We start from the raw sequence: 18,141 nt of genomic DNA, 5'->3' as shown, positions 1-18,141 counted from the left end.
GTAGTTTATAAGAATGATGCTAATGACTGGCTGTTGTAGTACGCCCTAATGTTACTTTCAAGAAGACCCCTGTTAATGCAATAATCATACCTGTCACGATAAACATGGTACTAAATCCCCATTGCGATACGATGGCTGAACCACCTACAGCGCCCATAAAGTAGCCGAAGAATAGAGTGGATTGGTTGTAAGCAAAAATTTGTCCAGCTAAATGTTTTGGTGTAATGCTCGCAATATAGGTGTTGATTCCTGGCAATAGTCCGCCTAATCCAAAGCCTAGTAAAAATCGAATGATACATAAGACGATAATAGAATCTGTAAAGGCTTGTGGAATTGTTAGGCATCCTACATAAATAAAGCTTGTCCAAAGAATGAATTGAGGGCCTAGTTTATCGATGTAGCGACCGAGTACAGAGCTAGCTAACATTTGAGCAATTCCTGTAGAGGTGAAAGCTAAACCAGCTAGTAATGCGATGTGTTCGTGGCCACGGCCTACAATATGTTGCACGAATACAGAAAGTATAGGGGCTGATGCCATAGTAGTGAAGGCAAAAATGAAAGAAGCGATAGATACGAAGATAAGACCTTTCCAATTGGAGATAGATTGTTGTAAGTCTTTGAAAGAAGGAGCTGGGCCCTTTACTTTAGGAGTAAAGTCTTCTTTTATGAATAATAAGGAAGATAAAAAAGCTATGCCTAGTAAAGCGGATACGACAAAAAAAGCATACCGAATACCAAAGGTACTTCCCATATAACCACCAATCATAGGTCCTAATAAAGAGCCTCCCAAGTTGGCAGCGGATAATAGACCTAAGGCCCAACCAGTTCTGGACTCTGGAGTTTGGGTGGCTACTAACGTAATAGATCCAGAAAAAAATCCAGATACCATACCATTTAGAATGCGGATCATCACAACATGTTCAGGGCTTTGTGCGAATCCAAGAAGTGCATTGGTGACCATCATTCCAAAACTAGCCCGTAGTAAAATTAATTTTCTTCCTTTTCTATCAGCTAGTTTTCCCCAAAAAGGTGAGACGAGAGCCACCATAAGATAGGTGACACCCATGGCGATACCAGACCAATTGGCAAGAGATCCTTGATCGTGGACTCCTAGGTCCTGTAAATATAAGGGAATGAGGGGAGCTGCTTGACTGAGCCCCACCGATGCCATGAAGGCCCCGAATAAACAAACGTATAAGGTGCGTTTCCAAAGTTCCATACTGACTCCTATGTACGTGTAGGTGACCCTACTATAAAATTCCAACTATGTATGTATCTATGGTAGCATATCAGTGAGATTTATTATACCCCTAATCTAGGTATACCTCTAATAGTTTCTTGTAGGATTCCGAGTAGATTTTTATACATATGGTTCTAGCATTTATGATGTATGAGGAAGTACGACCGTTTGACTATATAATAGTGTCACAGTCAGAGGATATACGTTTCTAACATGGATAGAATGTGATAGGGTCTATTGCAACTACTCTGCAGATAGTATATAATTGTATCTGTATTTGACAACGATATATGTTAATACGTTGATAAAGACGGTCATGCAAGGTAGCTCCGAGCGAGTGAGGGATGGTGAAAGCCTCATGGGTGAATGCATGGCGGATCACTTTTGAGTATATGTTGGGGAGCCCGTACTGGGGGTACTCACATCGGTGGACACCGTTATATGTTTGAGCGATGATTCGTTGGGGGTATCTTTCACAAGAATCATCAGTAGGGTGGTACCACGGATTTGCATTCGTCCCTTCGGGGAGCGGGTGCTTTTTTTATTGAGAGGAGAAATAGAATGTCTAATGAAGTGGATTATGGTAAGACCTTGCACTTGCCTGAAACAGAATTTCCTATGCGCGGTAATTTGCCAAAGCGCGAACCAGAATTTATCAAGTTTTGGGAAGATAATAAAATTTATGAAAAACGCTTAGCTAAAAATAAAGGTAAAAAATCTTTTATTTTGCACGATGGCCCTCCCTATGCGAATGGTAAATTGCACATCGGTCATGCCTTGAACAAAACATTAAAAGACATTGTGATGAAATATAAAACAATGCAAGGCCATTACACACCATACATTCCTGGTTGGGATACACATGGTCTTCCTATCGAGCATGCAGTTATCAAAAACACTGGCTTGAATCGTCATGAAATGAGTCCATTGGATCTTCGCAATCAATGTCGTGAATACGCATTGAATTGTGTAGAAGAACAAAAGAAAGATTTCATCCGTTTCGGTGTGCTTGGTGAATGGGATCGTCCCTATTTAACATTGCGCCCTGAGTTCGAAGTGAAACAAATCGGCGTATTTGGTGAAATGGCGAAACGTGGCTACATCTACAAAGGTTTGAAAACTGTGTACTGGTGTACGCATTGTGAAACTGCTTTGGCGGAAGCGGAAATTGAATATGCTGAGAAAAAATCTTTCTCCATCTATGTTAAATTTGCTTACGTAAACGGTGCTGACAGCACATTGCCAGCAGGTTTTGACACTAGCAAATTGTTTTCCGTCATCTGGACAACAACTCCTTGGACAATGCCTGCCAACCAAGCTATCTCTGTGAACCCAGAATTAGATTACTCTTGGGTGAAAATCGGCGATGAGGCATGGTTATTAGCGAATGGTTTAATCGAAACAGCTACCAAAGAAATGGGCGTAGAATCCTATGAAGTGTTGAATACGTTCAAAGGTAGCGCATTAGAATTGGCGAACTTTAAACATCCATTTGCAGATCGTAATGCTCCTATCTTGTTGGGTTCTCACGTGACATTAGACGCTGGTACAGGTTGCGTACATACAGCTCCTGCTCATGGTGAAGATGACTTTAATGTAGTAAAAGCATACAAAGATGCGGGTAAAATCGACTTTGAAATTTTATCTTTAGTAGATGCTACTGGTCGTTATATTGCCAAAGTAGATGAACCTCGCTATGGTGATACAGAACAACCACTAGCGGGCGTTGAAATCCATGATGCAGAAGTGCCAGTGATCAAAATCTTGGCTCACAATGGTGCATTGGTGCAAAAAGGCAATATCCGCCACCAATATGCTCATTGCTGGCGTTGTAAAAACCCTGTTATCTATCGTGCTACAGAACAATGGTTCTCCTCTGTGGATGGCTACCGTCAAGAAGCTTTGAAAGCCATCGATGAACAAGTACAATGGATTCCTAAATGGGGTCATGACCGTATTTATAACATGATCGCAGATCGTGGGGACTGGGTTATCTCTCGTCAACGTGCGTGGGGTGTGCCAATTCCTATCTACTATTGCGACCATTGCGGAGAGCACATCATCAATGATGATACTATCTCTTCTTTACAAGAATGGTTTGCTAAAGAAGGCTCGAACGCTTGGTGGGCTCATGAAGCGAAAGAATTATTGCCAGCAGGATTCACATGTCCATCTTGTGGACATGATTCTTTCCACAAAGAAACAGACATCATGGACGTATGGTTCGACAGCGGTAGCTCTTGGTCTGGCGTATTGGAACAAAATGAAATGGATGTGCCTTGCGCTATGTACTTAGAAGGTTCTGACCAACATCGCGGTTGGTTTAACTCTTCTTTGTTAACAGGTATCGCTACACGTGGTCATGCACCATACAATGCTGTATTGACTCACGGTTTCGTAGTGGACGGGGAAGGCCGTAAAATGTCTAAATCTGTAGGCAATACAGTGGCTCCTTCTGATATCATCGATGTACACGGTGCTGACGTAATGCGTTTATGGGTATCCTCTGCAGATTACCAAGCAGACGTGCGTTTGTCCAAAGACATCGTAAAACAATTGGCAGAAGTATATCGTAAAATCCGTAACACATTCCGTTTCTTGTTGGGTAACTTAGATAACTTTAACCCTAACACTGATAAAGTAGCTTATAAAGAGTTAACAGAATTGGATCGTTGGGCGTTGCATCGTTTAGAAGAAGTTCGTCAAAAAGTAACAAACGCTTACGAAAACTATGAATTCCACATCTTGTATCACACAATCCATAATTTCTGTACTGTAGATTTATCTTCCTTCTACTTAGACGTGTTGAAAGATACAATGTATGCAGAGAAAGAAAACAACGTAGCTCGTCGTAGTGCGCAAACTGCCATCTACGAAATCTTGACAACATTAGTTAAAATGGTGTCCCCAGTTCTTTCTTTCACAGCTGAAGAAGTATGGCAATACATGCCAAAAGAAGATGGTATGGAAGAAAGCGTGATGCTAGCAGATTGGCCACAAGGTCATGCAGAGCATGTGGACGGGGAATTGTCTGCACGTTGGGCAACGATGTTAGACCTTCGTAGTGAAATGACAAGAGCTTTAGAAGGCGCTCGCCGTGATAAAGCGATCGGTCACTCCTTGGATGCATCCATCACTGTGTATGCAGATGGCGATGCGTACCAAGCATTGATTGGATTCGGTGCTTCCTTAGCTAGCTTGTTGATCGTGTCTGAAGCGCATGTAGTGGAAGGCCGTGACAAAGCACCAGACAACGCAGTAACAGTAGAAGATGGAGCATTATCCATCGTGGTAACTCCATCTGAGTTAGAAAAGTGCGAACGTTGCTGGATTCATCGCGACACAGTTGGTCAAGATACAGATCATCCAACATTATGTGCTCGTTGTGCTGACGTAGTAAAGGGATAATGATAATAGCATAAGTAGTCAAAGGTTTAAGTACTATCAATTAGGTAAGGCAAGGGAATGTATCATTTCCTTGCCTACTTTCTAACAAAGGAGATGCCCTATGAACGTATTGATTGTGATAGATATGCAACATGATTTTATTGATGGAACATTAGGTTCGCCGCAGGCGCAGGCTATTGTACCGGCGGTACGTGAAAAAATCCGCAATTTTACTGGTCCTATGGTGTTCACTCGTGATACACACGATAGTAGTTACCTTGAAAGCCAAGAGGGTAAACATTTGCCAGTGGAACATTGTGCCCGTGGCACCAAAGGTTGGGAGATTGCTGATGATCTATTGGAAGTGGCTCGTGAACGAGGTCAACGGGTGGATGTACTAGATAAACCTAACTTTGGGTCCTTAGATTTGTTGGCTCATCTTAAAGGAATGCACGAAGAGGAACCTATCGAATCTTTAACCTTGATTGGTTTATGTACGGATATTTGCGTGGTTTCCAATGCTTTGATTCTAAAAGCAGGATTGCCAGAAATTCCACTTCATGTGGATCCGAAATGTTGTGCAGGGGTGACACAAGAATCCCATGAAGCGGCACTATTGACTATGAAGATGTGTCAGTGTATTGTGGAAGAGTGACATGTGGGGAGCCTCGTAGTATACTAAGGCTAGGAGGCTTGCTTATGTATTTTTATATTAATGATACCTGTGTTTGTTGTGCAGGGTGTGCTATGGATTGCCCTGCAGAGGCTATTACACGCAAAGGTGATCGCTATGTCATCCATCAGGATATGTGCATTCACTGTGGTGACTGTTATGCCATATGCCCAGTAGGGGCCGTGCAGATGGTAAAGAAAAAGGACTTGGATACGAACGAATAAAATGTTTGTGTATCAAGTCTTTTTTTGTCGTTAATGATATGGAGTATTACATGGTATTCGTACTATGGAGAACTTTCAGTATAATAGCTATTGACAAATAGATATAAGAAGATTATAATATTTAATTGCAAAAAAGTAACTATAACATTGAATTGATGAAGGAATATATCCAAGGTTGTGCTGAAATGAGGAAAGCAAGGTTCACAAGAAAAAATTACGAGCCTTGCTTATTTTGTCATTGGTCAGCAGGAAAACTGAGACCTGGAATCGTCTGCAGTCATACCGTTATAGAATATGTAAGCCAATTTTTATGAGGGGTGAAAAGAACATGTTCAAACCTGAGCAGGTGGGTAAGCGTACTCGATATACCTACGCTAAGATCAACGAAGTTCTCGAAATGCCACATTTATTAGACGTGCAACGCAAGTCTTATGAGTGGTTTTTAGAGAGCGGTTTACAAGATATTTTTAACGATATTTCTCCGATTAAAGACAATTCAGGAAAGCTAGCTCTTTCCTTTGAAGGTTTCAGCCTTGGAGAACCAAAATATGACATTAACGAATGCAAAAACCGTGATGCTACCTATGCAGCACCATTGCGTGTCAATGTTCGTCTCGTTAACAATGATCCAGAGAATCCAGATATTAAAGAACAAGAAGTATTCATGGGCGATTTCCCATTGATGACAGATACAGGAACTTTCATCATCAATGGTGCGGAACGTGTTATCGTATCCCAATTAGTTCGTTCTCCTGGCGTATACTACGGTGGCAGCATCGATACTATGGGTAACCGTTTGTATGATTCCACAGTGATTCCGAACCGTGGTGCTTGGATTGAGTTAGAAAAAGATGCGAACGACATTGTGTCCGTACGTATCGACCGTAACCGTAAATTACCAGCTACAGTATTAGTACGTGCATTAGGTTGGGAAACTAACGAATCCATCTTGGAATTATTTTGGAATGGACAAGTGGACGAAAATGGTCATCCTGAATACGATGAACGTTTACTTCGTACATTAGAAAAAGATAGCACTCAATCCTCTGATGAAGCATTAGTAGAAATCTACAAAAAACTTCGTCCAGGCGAACCACCAACTGTGGAAAGTGCTCGTAACTTATTCGATAACTTATTCTTTGATCCTCGTCGCTATGATTTAGCTCGTGTAGGTCGTTATAAATTAAATAAAAAATTAGGCTGGCGTCAACGCATGTTCGGTCAAACTTTGGCAGAACCAATCGTAGACGAAAATGGCGAAATCATCGTAGAAGCGAATACCTATGTGAACGAAGAAGTTCTTGACGTAGTGGCTAATAGCGGTGTGTACAGTGGTGATGTAGTACCTGAGTTCTTCGTAGTGAATACAGATGGCACCGTAGTAAAAGTGATTTGTAACAATAGCAATTTGCCATTTAGTCATCGTACTGTGACTCGTGAAGATATGATTGCTAACGTAAGTTACATGATGAACTTGATCGAAAATATTGGCCAAACTGATGATATTGACCATTTGGGTAACCGTCGTCTTCGTTGCGTAGGCGAATTGTTACAAAACCAATTCCGTATCGGTTTAACTCGTATGGAACGTGTGGTGAAAGAACGTATGACAATCCAAGACGTATCTGTTATTACACCACAAGCATTATTGAATATCCGTCCAGTTGTGGCAGCGATCAAAGAATTCTTTGGTTCTTCCCAGTTGTCTCAGTTCATGGACCAAACTAACCCATTGGGTGAATTGACACATAAACGTCGTCTATCCGCGTTAGGACCTGGTGGTTTATCTCGTGAGCGTGCAGGCTTCGAAGTTCGTGACGTGCATCATTCCCATTATGGTCGTATGTGTCCAATCGAAACTCCAGAGGGTCCAAACATCGGTTTGATTAACTCCTTGTCTAACTATGCGAAAGTGAATGAATTTGGTTTCATCGAAGCACCATACCGTAAAATTGAAAAAGTATATGGTACAGGCGAAGATGCTAACAAAGTATTGAAAGTTCGTGTTACAGACCAAGTTGTATATATGACAGCAGATGAAGAAGAAGGCATGACAATTGCCCAAGCGAACTCTCGCATTGATGAAGAAGGTTACTTTGTATCTGAGAACATTGCATGTCGTCGTGGTCATGATGTATTAGAAGTATCTCCAGATAAAGTAGACTACATGGACGTAAGCCCAAAAGAAGTAGTATCTATCGGTACTGCTATGATTCCATTCTTAGAAAATGACGATGCGAACCGTGCCTTGATGGGTGCGAACATGCAGCGTCAAGCGGTACCTCTACTTCGTGCACAAGCACCTTTAGTAGGTACAGGTATGGAATACAAAGCGGCAACAGACTCCGGTGTTTGCGTATTAGCAAAAGAGGCTGGTATTGTTACACGTTGTTGGGGTAATGAAGTCCATGTACAACGTGATAATGGTCGTGTAGACGTATATAAAATGAACAAATTCATGCGTTCTAACCAATCTACATGCTTTAACCAAAAACCAATCGTATACCGTGGTCAATCCGTGGTGAAAGGTCAAGTATTGGCAGATGGTCCAGCTACAGATGGGGGCGAATTAGCATTAGGTTTCAACGTATTGGTAGCGTTCATGCCTTGGGAAGGTTATAACTACGAGGATGCGATCTTATTAAGTGAAGAACTTTGTAAAGAAGATATCTACACATCCATCCATATCGAAGAGTACGAATGTGATGCTCGTGATACGAAATTAGGTGCCGAAGAAATCACTCGTGAATTGCCAAATACTGGTGATGATAACCTTAAAAACTTGGATGAAAATGGTATTATCTGCATCGGTGCAGAAGTTAAACCTGGTGACATCTTAGTTGGTAAAGTAACTCCTAAAGGGGAAACTGAATTAACTCCAGAAGAACGCTTATTACGCGCTATTTTTGGCGACAAAGAACGTGAAGTTCGCGATACTTCCTTGCGTGTACCACATGGTGAAGCAGGTAAAATTGTGGACGTTAAAATCTTCACGCGTGAAAACGGTGATGAATTACAACCAGGTGTTAATAAAGTAGTTCGTGTATATATTGCGCAAAAACGTAAAATCCACGAAGGCGATAAAATGGCGGGTCGTCATGGTAACAAAGGTGTCGTTTCTCGCGTTATGCGTCAAGAAGATATGCCATTCTTACCAGATGGTACACCAGTACAAATCGTATTGAACCCATTAGGCGTACCGTCTCGTATGAACATCGGACAGGTATTGGAAACGCATTTAGGTTGGGCAGTACAAGGATTAGGTATGCAAATTAAGGCAACTGATCTAAAAATCAAAGAAGTACTGAAAGAAGCTAAATTAAACGGTACATATTGGGATGAAATTGATGGCATCAAAGATATCTATGCAGAAATTGAAAGTTTAGAACAAGCCATTGCAGATCCTATGATTGCTAACTACCTTGAAACAGATAAACAAATTGATAGTCAAAAAGTAGTAGCCTTAGATAAAATTTTACATCGAGCTCAAGAAAAATTTGAAGAGCTTGGTGGAGAAAAACGCTATAACTTCTTATTGGCTGAAGAAAAACGTATCTATGAATTAGGCATTGAAACATTTGATGATGTAGAAGCCGAACGTCCAGAAATGGAGCCAGCCTTAGAAGAGGAATTGCGTGCAATTCGTCGTGTAGTATATGTGATTGAAACGATTCAGCAAGTTCGTGAAAAACGTAGTCATTTACGTACTGAATTGGAAAAATTTGGTTATGACTATGATATGTATGGTATGCCAAAACCTGACGTGGCTGGTATTCATATTGCGACACCAGTATTTGATGGTGCTCATGAAAGTGACGTGTTCGATACACTTAGCATAGCTGGTCGTGATGATGATGGTAAAACTGTATTATACGATGGCCGTACAGGCGAAAAAATGGATAACAAAGTTACCGTTGGTTACGTATACATGTTGAAACTTCACCATCTAGTAGATGATAAAATCCATGCTCGTTCTACTGGTCCGTACTCTCTTGTTACACAACAACCATTGGGTGGTAAAGCTCAATTCGGTGGACAACGTTTCGGTGAGATGGAAGTGTGGGCTCTTGAAGCGTATGGCGCAGCGTATACACTACAAGAGTTGTTAACTGTGAAATCTGACGATGTTGTGGGCCGTGTAAAAGCTTATGAAAAAATCGTTAAAGGTGAAAACATTCCTGAACCTGGTGTACCTGAATCTTTCAAAGTATTGTTGAAAGAATTGCAAAGTATTGGCCTTGACGTAAAAATCTTGAATGAAGATCAAGAAGAAGTTCTTATCAAAGAATTAGATGATGAGGATGTACCGCGTCATGATGATATTCGTGAAGTGATGGAAGAAGGTACTACAGAAGCGACTACAGAAGGAGAAGCTTCCACAGTAGAAGGAACACCTGACGGATACATTGTAGAAGAAGAGCCTGTAACAGCAGGTGAAGAAGATGATATTATCAGCCAAATCAGTGGCTATGTAGAATCTTCTGATAATGAGTAAGTACCACTATCTCGTAAAGGAGGGAGCATACAGTGCTAGACGTAAATGAATTTGATTCCATGCGAATCGGTTTAGCTTCACCACAACAAATTTTGGAGTGGTCTCATGGAGAAGTTAAAAAACCTGAAACAATTAACTACCGCACCTTAAAACCAGAGCGAGATGGTTTATTCTGTGAGCGCATTTTCGGACCAACAAAGGACTGGGAATGTCATTGTGGAAAATATAAACGCATCCGTTATAAAGGTGTTGTCTGTGATAAATGTGGTGTAGAAGTTACTCGTGCTAAAGTGCGTCGTGAACGTATGGGCCATATTGAATTGGCTACACCAGTGTCTCATATTTGGTATTTCAAGGGTATCCCATCTCGCATGGGATTGATCCTTGACATATCCCCTCGTTCCTTGGAACGTGTATTATACTTTGCTGCGTATATCGTGGTGGATCCAGGTCAATCTCCATTGTCTAAACAACAATTGTTATTTGAAACTGAATTCCGTGAATACGAAGCCATGTTCAATGATGCTGACTATAAAATCGGTGGTAAAAGTGTCATCATTGAAACCATTGCACAACGTCGTGAACGTTTGCAATTAATCAACTCTGCAAAACACAAAGAAGAAGTGAATGCAGAGCTTGCGGCGAATACAGAAATTCCAGAAGAAGAAAAAGAATACGAAGTATTAACTCGTGAAGAAAAATTAGAGCTTGGTGCCTTAGAAGAGAATACATTCGTGTGTATCGATATGGGTGCAGAAGCGATTAAAGAATTACTTTGCGAATTAGACTTAGAAGCATTGAATGATGAGTTGCGCAGTGAATTAGAAACTGCTACAGGTCAACGTAAAGTTCGTGCCGTTCGCCGTTTAGAAGTAGTAGAAGCATTCCGTCAATCTGGTAATCGCCCAGAATGGATGATTATGGATGTAGTGCCAGTTATCCCACCTGAATTGCGCCCAATGGTGCAATTAGATGGTGGTCGTTTCGCTACCTCTGACTTGAATGATTTGTATCGTCGTGTTATCAATCGTAATAACCGTTTAAAACGTTTACTGGATTTAGGCGCTCCTGATATTATCGTGCGCAACGAAAAACGTATGCTACAAGAAGCTGTGGATGCGTTGATTGACAATGGTCGTCGTGGCCGTCCTGTGACAGGTCCTGGCAACCGTCCATTGAAATCCTTATCCGATATGTTAAAAGGTAAGCAAGGTCGTTTCCGTCAAAACTTGTTGGGTAAACGTGTTGACTATTCCGGCCGTTCCGTTATCGTAGTTGGTCCAGAATTGAAAATGCATCAATGTGGTCTTCCAAAAGAGATGGCATTGGAATTATTCAAGCCATTCGTTATGAAACGTTTGGTAGAACGTGGACAAGCTAGCAATATTAAAGCCGCAAAACGTCAAGTAGAGCGTATCGGTGCTGGTGTTTGGGAAGCTTTAGAAGAAGTTATTAAAGAACATCCAGTATTACTAAACCGTGCCCCTACATTGCATAGATTAGGTATCCAAGCCTTCGAACCAATCCTTTGGGAAGGCCGTGCTATCAAATTGCATCCATTAGTATGTACAGCCTTCAACGCCGACTTTGACGGTGACCAAATGGCGTGTCACTTACCATTGTCCGTAGAAGCACAATCAGAAGCACGTACCTTGATGCTTTCATCCCATAACATCTTATCTACTAAAGATGGTAAACCAGTAGCAGTTCCATCTCAGGATATGATCTTGGGTACTTACTACCTAACAGTAGTTCGTAAAGGTACAGAAGATAAGGCAAAACGTTTTGCAAATTACGATGAAGTGATGTTGGCATATGACTCTGGTGCCATCGGCTTACAAGACGTTATCTACATTCGTATCGAAGGATATGGTCTAGTTAAAACAACAGCAGGTCGTTTGATATTCAACGAAGCTTTATATCCAGAAATCCGTCAATTTGTGAAAGAAGAAGACGGCACATGGTCCTTGGGTAAAGTCATGGATAAGAAAATGGTTGGTAAATTAGTCGACCAATGTTTCCAAGCGTTCGGCAACGAAAAAACTGCAGAACTATTGGACCGTATTAAATCCTTGGGCTACTCCTTCGCTCGCCGTGCTGGTATGACAATTGCTATTGCGGATATCAAAGTACCAGAAGTAAAAGCTGGTATCGTAGAAGAAGCAGATACAGAAGTTAATAAAGTATCCCGTCTATATCGTCGTGGTTTAATTACAGAAGAAGAACGTTACCGTAAAACGATTGAACTTTGGAATGAAGCTATCGACAATGTAACAGAAGCCATGATGGATAATATGGCGGCTGACCAAGATGGGTTCAATCCAGTATATATGATGGCGATTTCCGGAGCCCGTGGTAACAAACAACAGATCCGTCAGTTGGCGGGTATGCGTGGTTTGATGGCGGACCCATCTGGTCGTATCATCGACTTGCCTATTAAAGCAAACTTTAAAGAAGGTTTGACTGTATTGGATTACTTTACGTCCTCTCACGGTGCTCGTAAAGGTTTGGCCGATACAGCCCTTCGTACAGCTGACTCCGGTTACTTAACGCGTCGTCTTGTTGACGTATCTCAAGACGTAATCGTTCGTGAGGAAGATTGCGATGTGGTAGGTATCGACTTAGCTCGTGAAAGAGCTCGTTTAGCGCGTAATACAAAAGATGCGTTAACATACTTAAAAGATGATTTAATCGGTCGTGTGTTAGATCGCGATGTAGTAGATCCTATGACTGGGGAAGTGATTGCTGATGCTGAAAGCATCGTAACAGAAGCAACTATTGAAGCATTAGCAGAATCTCAAGTGAAATCTATCGCATTACGTGGCGCACAATTGGGTAGCGATAGCGACATAAACCATACTAACATTGTTCAAACCATTGCGTTAGGTGAAGTGGACGATACCATTCGTACGACATTACGCAATACAATGATTGAAAATATGTTGGGTAAAGATACTGTGTATCCTGTTATTGATAGTGAAGGTGTAGAAATCTTCCCTGCCCATACAGCATTAACAGAAGAAGCTATCGAAGCTATCTTGAACTCTGATGTAAAAGAAGTTCAAGTACGCAACAATGAAATTCATGGCATTGAAGTAGAAGCTATCGTGGAAGGTACTGGCGTTATCGAACCATTGAAAGATCGTATCGTGGGCCGTACAGCGGCAGAAGAATTAATCAATAAAGAAACTGGTGAAGTCATCGTTCCATTGAATGGTGAAATTACTGATGAATTAGCTGATGAAGTAGTAAAACATTACGACACAGTGAAAATCCGTTCTGTATTGACTTGTCGTTCTCCATATGGCGTATGTATGAAATGTTATGGCCGTGACTTAGGTACTGGTGGACAAGTACAAGTTGGTGAAGCAGTAGGTATTATTGCGGCACAATCCATCGGTGAACCAGGTACACAGTTAACAATGCGTACATTCCATACAGGCGGTGTTGCCGGTGATGATATCACACAAGGTTTGCCTCGTGTCGAAGAATTGTTTGAAGCACGTCGTCCAAAACGTAATGCTATCATTGCAGAAGTAGAAGGTACTGTACGTGTCGTTCCTAACGATAATAAAAAAGGTACCAATACGATCTTCATTACTACAGCTGAGGGTGAAGAGTTTGATTACTTAATCCCTTATGGATCTCGCATCATTGTGAAAGATGGTGACGTAGTATCTTTAGGCGCACGTTTAACAGAAGGTTCCATTAACCCTCATGATATTATGCGTGTAATGGGTACAGAAGCAACGCAACGTTACCTAGTATATGAAGTACAAAAAGTATACAAATCTCAAGGTGTAGAAATTAACGATAAACACATCGAGGTTATCGTTCGTCAAATGTTACATAAAGTGAAAATTGAAGATGCTGGCGATGCAGATGTATTACCAGGAGATTCCATCGATGTAAATACATTTGAAGATGAAAACCGTCGTTTACGCTTAAATGGTAAAAAAGAAGCTACTGGTGTTCGTACACTATTGGGTATTACCAAAGCAGCCTTGGCAACCGACAGCTTCTTGTCAGCAGCTTCCTTCCAAGAAACAACACGTGTTCTTACAGAAGCAGCGATAAAAGGTAAAATTGATCCATTACTTGGCTTAAAAGAAAATGTTATCATTGGTAAATTAATACCAGCTGGTACAGGCATGAGCCGCTATCGTAAAATTAAGGTAGTAAAACATACGCCTGAATTAGAAGATCTAGTAGTGGATACAGAAGTAGTCAGTGCAGATGTAGCAAGTGAAACTACAGATGTAGAGACAGCAGAATAATATAAGACAATCAGACGAGCATAGATAGCTAGTTAACATTGTTGGAAGGTATAGCGGATAACAACCTGCAGGAAGTTATCCGCTTATTTCTTTATGTCATATAAAAAAATAATTTTATTATATCAATTTTGCATAGATAAAATACAAAAAAGAAAATGCAATGCATATACATACAAATAAAGCGCGATAACTGTATAAAACCAACTCAAAATATACAGAAAAACATATTTTTGAACCGCACGGAAGCATGTACATATAAAATGCTTTATTCTAGCGATTTGTAAGGGATAAAATCGTTTGACAGGGCATATAAACAATGGTAAACTAGTAAAGTGCTTAAGGAGCAGTGCGCCCTAAAGCAAGTAACGAATAAGAAGGAGACGCATATGACAATCGATATGCTTTCAAATGCAAATCTCATAATAGGAGCGAAACAAACCCGCAAAGCCGTGGGACGCGATGAAGTAGAGTGTGTATTTGTAGGTCTTGATAGCGATGACCGAATTATCTTGCCGATTCTGGAAATTTGTTTAGAGCACAATGTGCCTGTAGATCGAAATCATACGATGGAAGAACTTGGGCAAGCTGCTCATATTAAAGTAGGAGCTGCCGCAATCGGCGTGCTTCGCTAGTTTTGGTAATATCCGAACGATATATTATCGAGCGGATCAATTATAAATCTAATTGTTTGGAAAGGAGGTGCCCACATGCCAACTATTAACCAGTTAGTACGTAAAGGCCGTAAAACTTTAGTGCGTAAATCTGACTCTCCAGCTTTGAAAGAGTGTCCACAAAAACGTGGTGTTTGTACTCGTGTATACACAGCTACGCCTAAAAAACCGAACTCCGCGCTTCGTAAAGTTGCCCGTGTTCGTTTGACAAACGGTATTGAAGTAACTGCATACATCCCAGGCATTGGTCACAATTTACAAGAACACAGCGTTGTACTTATCAGAGGCGGTCGTGTTAAGGACCTTCCTGGTGTGCGTTATCACATCGTTCGTGGTGCATTGGATACAGCTGGCGTACAAAATCGTATGCAAAGCCGCTCCAAATATGGCGCGAAACGTGCTAAAAAATAATTTAGCATAAGATTAGAGAACACACATCGTTAAAGGAGGAATTGACATGCCAAGAAAAGGCCCTGTTGTGAAACGCGATGTACTACCAGATCCGGTGTACAATAGCAAATTAGTAACACGTTTCATTAACAAAGTAATGTACGATGGCAAAAAAGGCATTGCTGAATCCATCGTATATGATGCATTTGAAATTATTCGTTCCAAAATGGGTCAAGACCCTATGGAAGTTTTTGATCAGGCTTTAAAAAATGTAATGCCTGTGTTAGAAGTACGTGCTCGCCGTATCGGTGGTGCTAACTACCAAGTGCCGGTTGAAGTTCGTGCTGATCGCCGTTTATCTCTAGGTATTCGCTGGATGGTAAACTATGCTCGTCTTCGTGGTGAACGCACTATGAAAGAACGTTTAGCAGGCGAATTAATGGACGCGTTCAATAATACTGGCGCAGCTATTAAGAAAAAAGAAGATACTCATAAAATGGCAGAGGCTAACAAAGCATTTGCTCATTACAAATGGTAATTAGTTAAGGAGAAATATAGTGGCAAGAGAAGTTTCTTTAGAGAAAACTCGTAATATCGGTATCATGGCTCACATCGATGCTGGTAAAACAACCACAACGGAACGTATCCTTTACTATACTGGTCGAGTTCACAAAATCGGTGAAGTACATGAAGGTGCTGCTACGATGGACTGGATGGAGCAGGAGCAAGAACGTGGTATCACTATCACGTCCGCTGCGACTACTACTCAATGGAAAGGTCATCGCATCAACATTATCGATACTCCTGGTCACGTAGACTTTACAGTAGAAGTAGAACGTTCCCTTCGTGTATTAGACGGTTCCGTAGCTGTATTCAGTGCGAAAGGTGGCGTAGAGCCTCAATCTGAAACAGTATGGCGTCAAGCGGATAAATACGGCGTACCTCGTATCGCTTATGTAAATAAAATGGATACAGTAGGTGCTGACTTCTTCCGCGTAGTTGATATGATGAAAGCTCGTTTAGGTGCTAATAGCGTAGCTATCCAAGTGCCTATCGGTGCAGAAGACACTTTCAAAGGTATCATTGACTTGGTAACTATGAAAGCTGAAATCTACATCAGTGATGACGGAAAAGAATACGAAATCACTGAAATTCCAGAAGAATATGCTGATGTTGCAGCAGAGCGTCGTGAAATGTTAGTTGATGCAGTTGCTGAAACTGATGACGAATTGATGGAAAAATATTTGGAAGGTGAAGAAATTTCTGAAGAACAAATTAAAGCAGCTCTTCGTAAAGCTGTGTGTGAAAACACATTGTTCCCAGTTCTTTGCGGTTCTTCCTACAAAAACAAAGGTGTACAAATGTTGTTAGATGCTGTAGTTGACTACATGCCAGCTCCAACAGATGTACCAGCGATTAAAGGTATCGACCCTAACACTGGTGAAGAGACAACTCGTCCTTCCACTGATGACGGTCCTTTCGCTGCGTTAGCTTTCAAAATCATGGCTGACCCTTATGTTGGTAAATTAGCGTTCTTCCGCGTGTACTCCGGTACATTAGAGTCTGGTTCTTATGTGTTCAACTCTACAAAAGGTAAAAAAGAACGTATCGGCCGTATCTTGCAAATGCATGCTAACAGCCGTCAAGAAATCGACCGCGTGTACGCTGGTGACATCGCTGCAGCAGTAGGTCTTAAAGATACTACTACTGGCGATACACTTTGCGATGACAAAGCGCAAGTTATTCTTGAATCCATGGAATTCCCAGAACCAGTTATCTCTGTTGCTGTGGAACCAAAAACTAAAGCGGACCAAGAAAAAATGGGTATGGCGTTAGCTCGTTTGGCTGAAGAAGATCCAACTTTCAAAGTTCGTACTGATGAAGAAACTGGTCAAACAATCATTTCCGGTATGGGTGAGCTTCACCTTGACATCATCGTTGACCGTATGAACCGTGAGTTCAAAGTTGACTGTAATGTAGGTAAACCTCAAGTAGCATACCGCGAAACAATTCGTAAAGCAGTTAAATCTGAAGGTAAATTCGTTCGCCAATCTGGTGGTAAAGGTCAATACGGCCATTGCTGGTTGGAAATCATTCCTCAAGAGCCAGGTGTTGGTTTCGAATTTGAAAATAAAGTTGTTGGTGGTTCTATTCCTCGTGAATACATTGGGCCAGTTGAGAACGGTGTTAAAGAGGCTATGGAATCCGGTGTTATCGCTGGTTATCCAATGGTTGACATCAAAGTTATCGTATTTGACGGTTCTTACCATGATGTTGACTCCTCTGAAATGGCCTTCAAAATTGCAGGTTCCATGGGCTTCAAAGAGGGTGCTCGTAAAGCTGACCCAGCATTACTTGAACCATACATGGCTGTTGAAGTAGAAGTTCCTGAAGAATACATGGGCGACGTAATCGGTGATTTGAACTCCCGTCGTGGCCGTATGGATGGAATGGAAGCTCGCAACGGCTCCCAACATATCAAAGCATATGTTCCATTGAGCGAAATGTTCGGATATGCTACTGACCTTCGTTCCAAAACACAAGGTCGCGGTAACTACTCCATGACATTCGATCATTATGAAGAAGTGCCTAAGAAAATTGCTGAAGAAATTCAAGCTAAGAAAAATGGCTAATCAAAAGTGTATCTAGTGGGGCGTATAGCCCCACAGGATTACTATATATAAAGTTTTAATTATCCGGGAGGACAATTCAAAATGGCAAAAGCAAAATTTGAACGTAATAAGCCACACGTTAACATTGGTACTATCGGTCACGTTGACCATG

Annotated in this window: 10 protein-coding genes; 9 read left to right on the top strand and 1 reads right to left on the bottom strand. The window is 41.3% G+C overall.

Features of this window, described 5'->3' with window-relative positions:
* Window positions 1–19: 19 nt before the first annotated feature.
* The gene (locus tag EO114_RS03585; RefSeq protein WP_009353873.1) at window positions 20–1,219 is read right to left on the bottom strand and encodes an MFS transporter; all 1,200 of its coding nucleotides are present in this window, start codon (window positions 1,217–1,219) and stop codon (window positions 20–22) included.
* Window positions 1,220–1,813: 594 nt separating this feature from the next.
* Between EO114_RS03585 and ileS the strand changes: the two genes are divergently transcribed.
* The 9 genes from ileS to fusA all read left to right on the top strand — a co-directional run bounded on the left by ileS (window position 1,814) and on the right by fusA (window position 17,990).
* On the top strand, window positions 1,814–4,648 hold the full coding sequence (gene ileS / locus EO114_RS03580; RefSeq protein ID WP_127061689.1) for an isoleucine--tRNA ligase: 2,835 nt from the start codon (window positions 1,814–1,816) through the stop codon (window positions 4,646–4,648).
* A 100-nt stretch (window positions 4,649–4,748) separates the two neighbouring features.
* Window positions 4,749–5,282, top strand: coding sequence for a cysteine hydrolase family protein (locus EO114_RS03575; RefSeq protein WP_127011180.1), 534 nt, complete (start codon window positions 4,749–4,751; stop codon window positions 5,280–5,282).
* Between the two features lie 44 nt (window positions 5,283–5,326).
* The gene (locus tag EO114_RS03570) at window positions 5,327–5,524 is read left to right on the top strand and encodes a DUF362 domain-containing protein (protein ID WP_009353935.1); all 198 of its coding nucleotides are present in this window, start codon (window positions 5,327–5,329) and stop codon (window positions 5,522–5,524) included.
* Window positions 5,525–5,852: 328 nt separating this feature from the next.
* Window positions 5,853–10,019 carry a DNA-directed RNA polymerase subunit beta gene (rpoB, locus tag EO114_RS03565; RefSeq protein ID WP_127061589.1) on the top strand — a complete coding sequence of 1,389 codons (4,167 nt, stop codon included), beginning with the start codon at window positions 5,853–5,855 and terminating at the stop codon, window positions 10,017–10,019.
* Window positions 10,020–10,051: 32 nt separating this feature from the next.
* Window positions 10,052–14,296 (top strand): DNA-directed RNA polymerase subunit beta', encoded by a 4,245-nt coding sequence (gene rpoC / locus EO114_RS03560; protein ID WP_126941079.1) that lies wholly within the window; start codon window positions 10,052–10,054, stop codon window positions 14,294–14,296.
* Between the two features lie 386 nt (window positions 14,297–14,682).
* The gene (locus tag EO114_RS03555) at window positions 14,683–14,928 is read left to right on the top strand and encodes a ribosomal L7Ae/L30e/S12e/Gadd45 family protein (protein ID WP_009353939.1); all 246 of its coding nucleotides are present in this window, start codon (window positions 14,683–14,685) and stop codon (window positions 14,926–14,928) included.
* 75 nt (window positions 14,929–15,003) lie between these two features.
* Window positions 15,004–15,378 carry a 30S ribosomal protein S12 gene (gene rpsL, locus EO114_RS03550; protein WP_009353904.1) on the top strand — a complete coding sequence of 125 codons (375 nt, stop codon included), beginning with the start codon at window positions 15,004–15,006 and terminating at the stop codon, window positions 15,376–15,378.
* 46 nt (window positions 15,379–15,424) lie between these two features.
* Entirely contained in the window at window positions 15,425–15,895 is a 471-nt protein-coding gene (gene rpsG / locus EO114_RS03545) for a 30S ribosomal protein S7 (RefSeq protein WP_009353884.1), read from the top strand.
* Between the two features lie 19 nt (window positions 15,896–15,914).
* Window positions 15,915–17,990 (top strand): elongation factor G, encoded by a 2,076-nt coding sequence (gene fusA / locus EO114_RS03540; protein ID WP_127061587.1) that lies wholly within the window; start codon window positions 15,915–15,917, stop codon window positions 17,988–17,990.
* The last annotated feature ends 151 nt before the right edge of the window (window positions 17,991–18,141 follow it).

This window comes from Veillonella sp. 3627 (genome assembly GCF_003992195.1).
GTDB lineage: Bacteria > Bacillota > Negativicutes > Veillonellales > Veillonellaceae > F0422.
Note: the sequence above shows the minus strand (reverse complement) of the source record. Positions and strands in the feature narration are given on the sequence as shown.

What these genes read in the sequence shown, in the direction of transcription:
- EO114_RS03585 (WP_009353873.1), bottom strand. Translation starts at nt 1,219, where the DNA reads ATGGAACTTTGGAAACGCACCTTATACGTTTGTTTATTCGGGGCCTTC.
- EO114_RS03575 (WP_127011180.1), top strand. Translation starts at nt 4,749, where the DNA reads ATGAACGTATTGATTGTGATAGATATGCAACATGATTTTATTGATGGA.
- EO114_RS03570 (WP_009353935.1), top strand. Translation starts at nt 5,327, where the DNA reads ATGTATTTTTATATTAATGATACCTGTGTTTGTTGTGCAGGGTGTGCT.
- rpoB (WP_127061589.1), top strand. Translation starts at nt 5,853, where the DNA reads ATGTTCAAACCTGAGCAGGTGGGTAAGCGTACTCGATATACCTACGCT.
- EO114_RS03555 (WP_009353939.1), top strand. Translation starts at nt 14,683, where the DNA reads ATGACAATCGATATGCTTTCAAATGCAAATCTCATAATAGGAGCGAAA.
- rpsL (WP_009353904.1), top strand. Translation starts at nt 15,004, where the DNA reads ATGCCAACTATTAACCAGTTAGTACGTAAAGGCCGTAAAACTTTAGTG.
- rpsG (WP_009353884.1), top strand. Translation starts at nt 15,425, where the DNA reads ATGCCAAGAAAAGGCCCTGTTGTGAAACGCGATGTACTACCAGATCCG.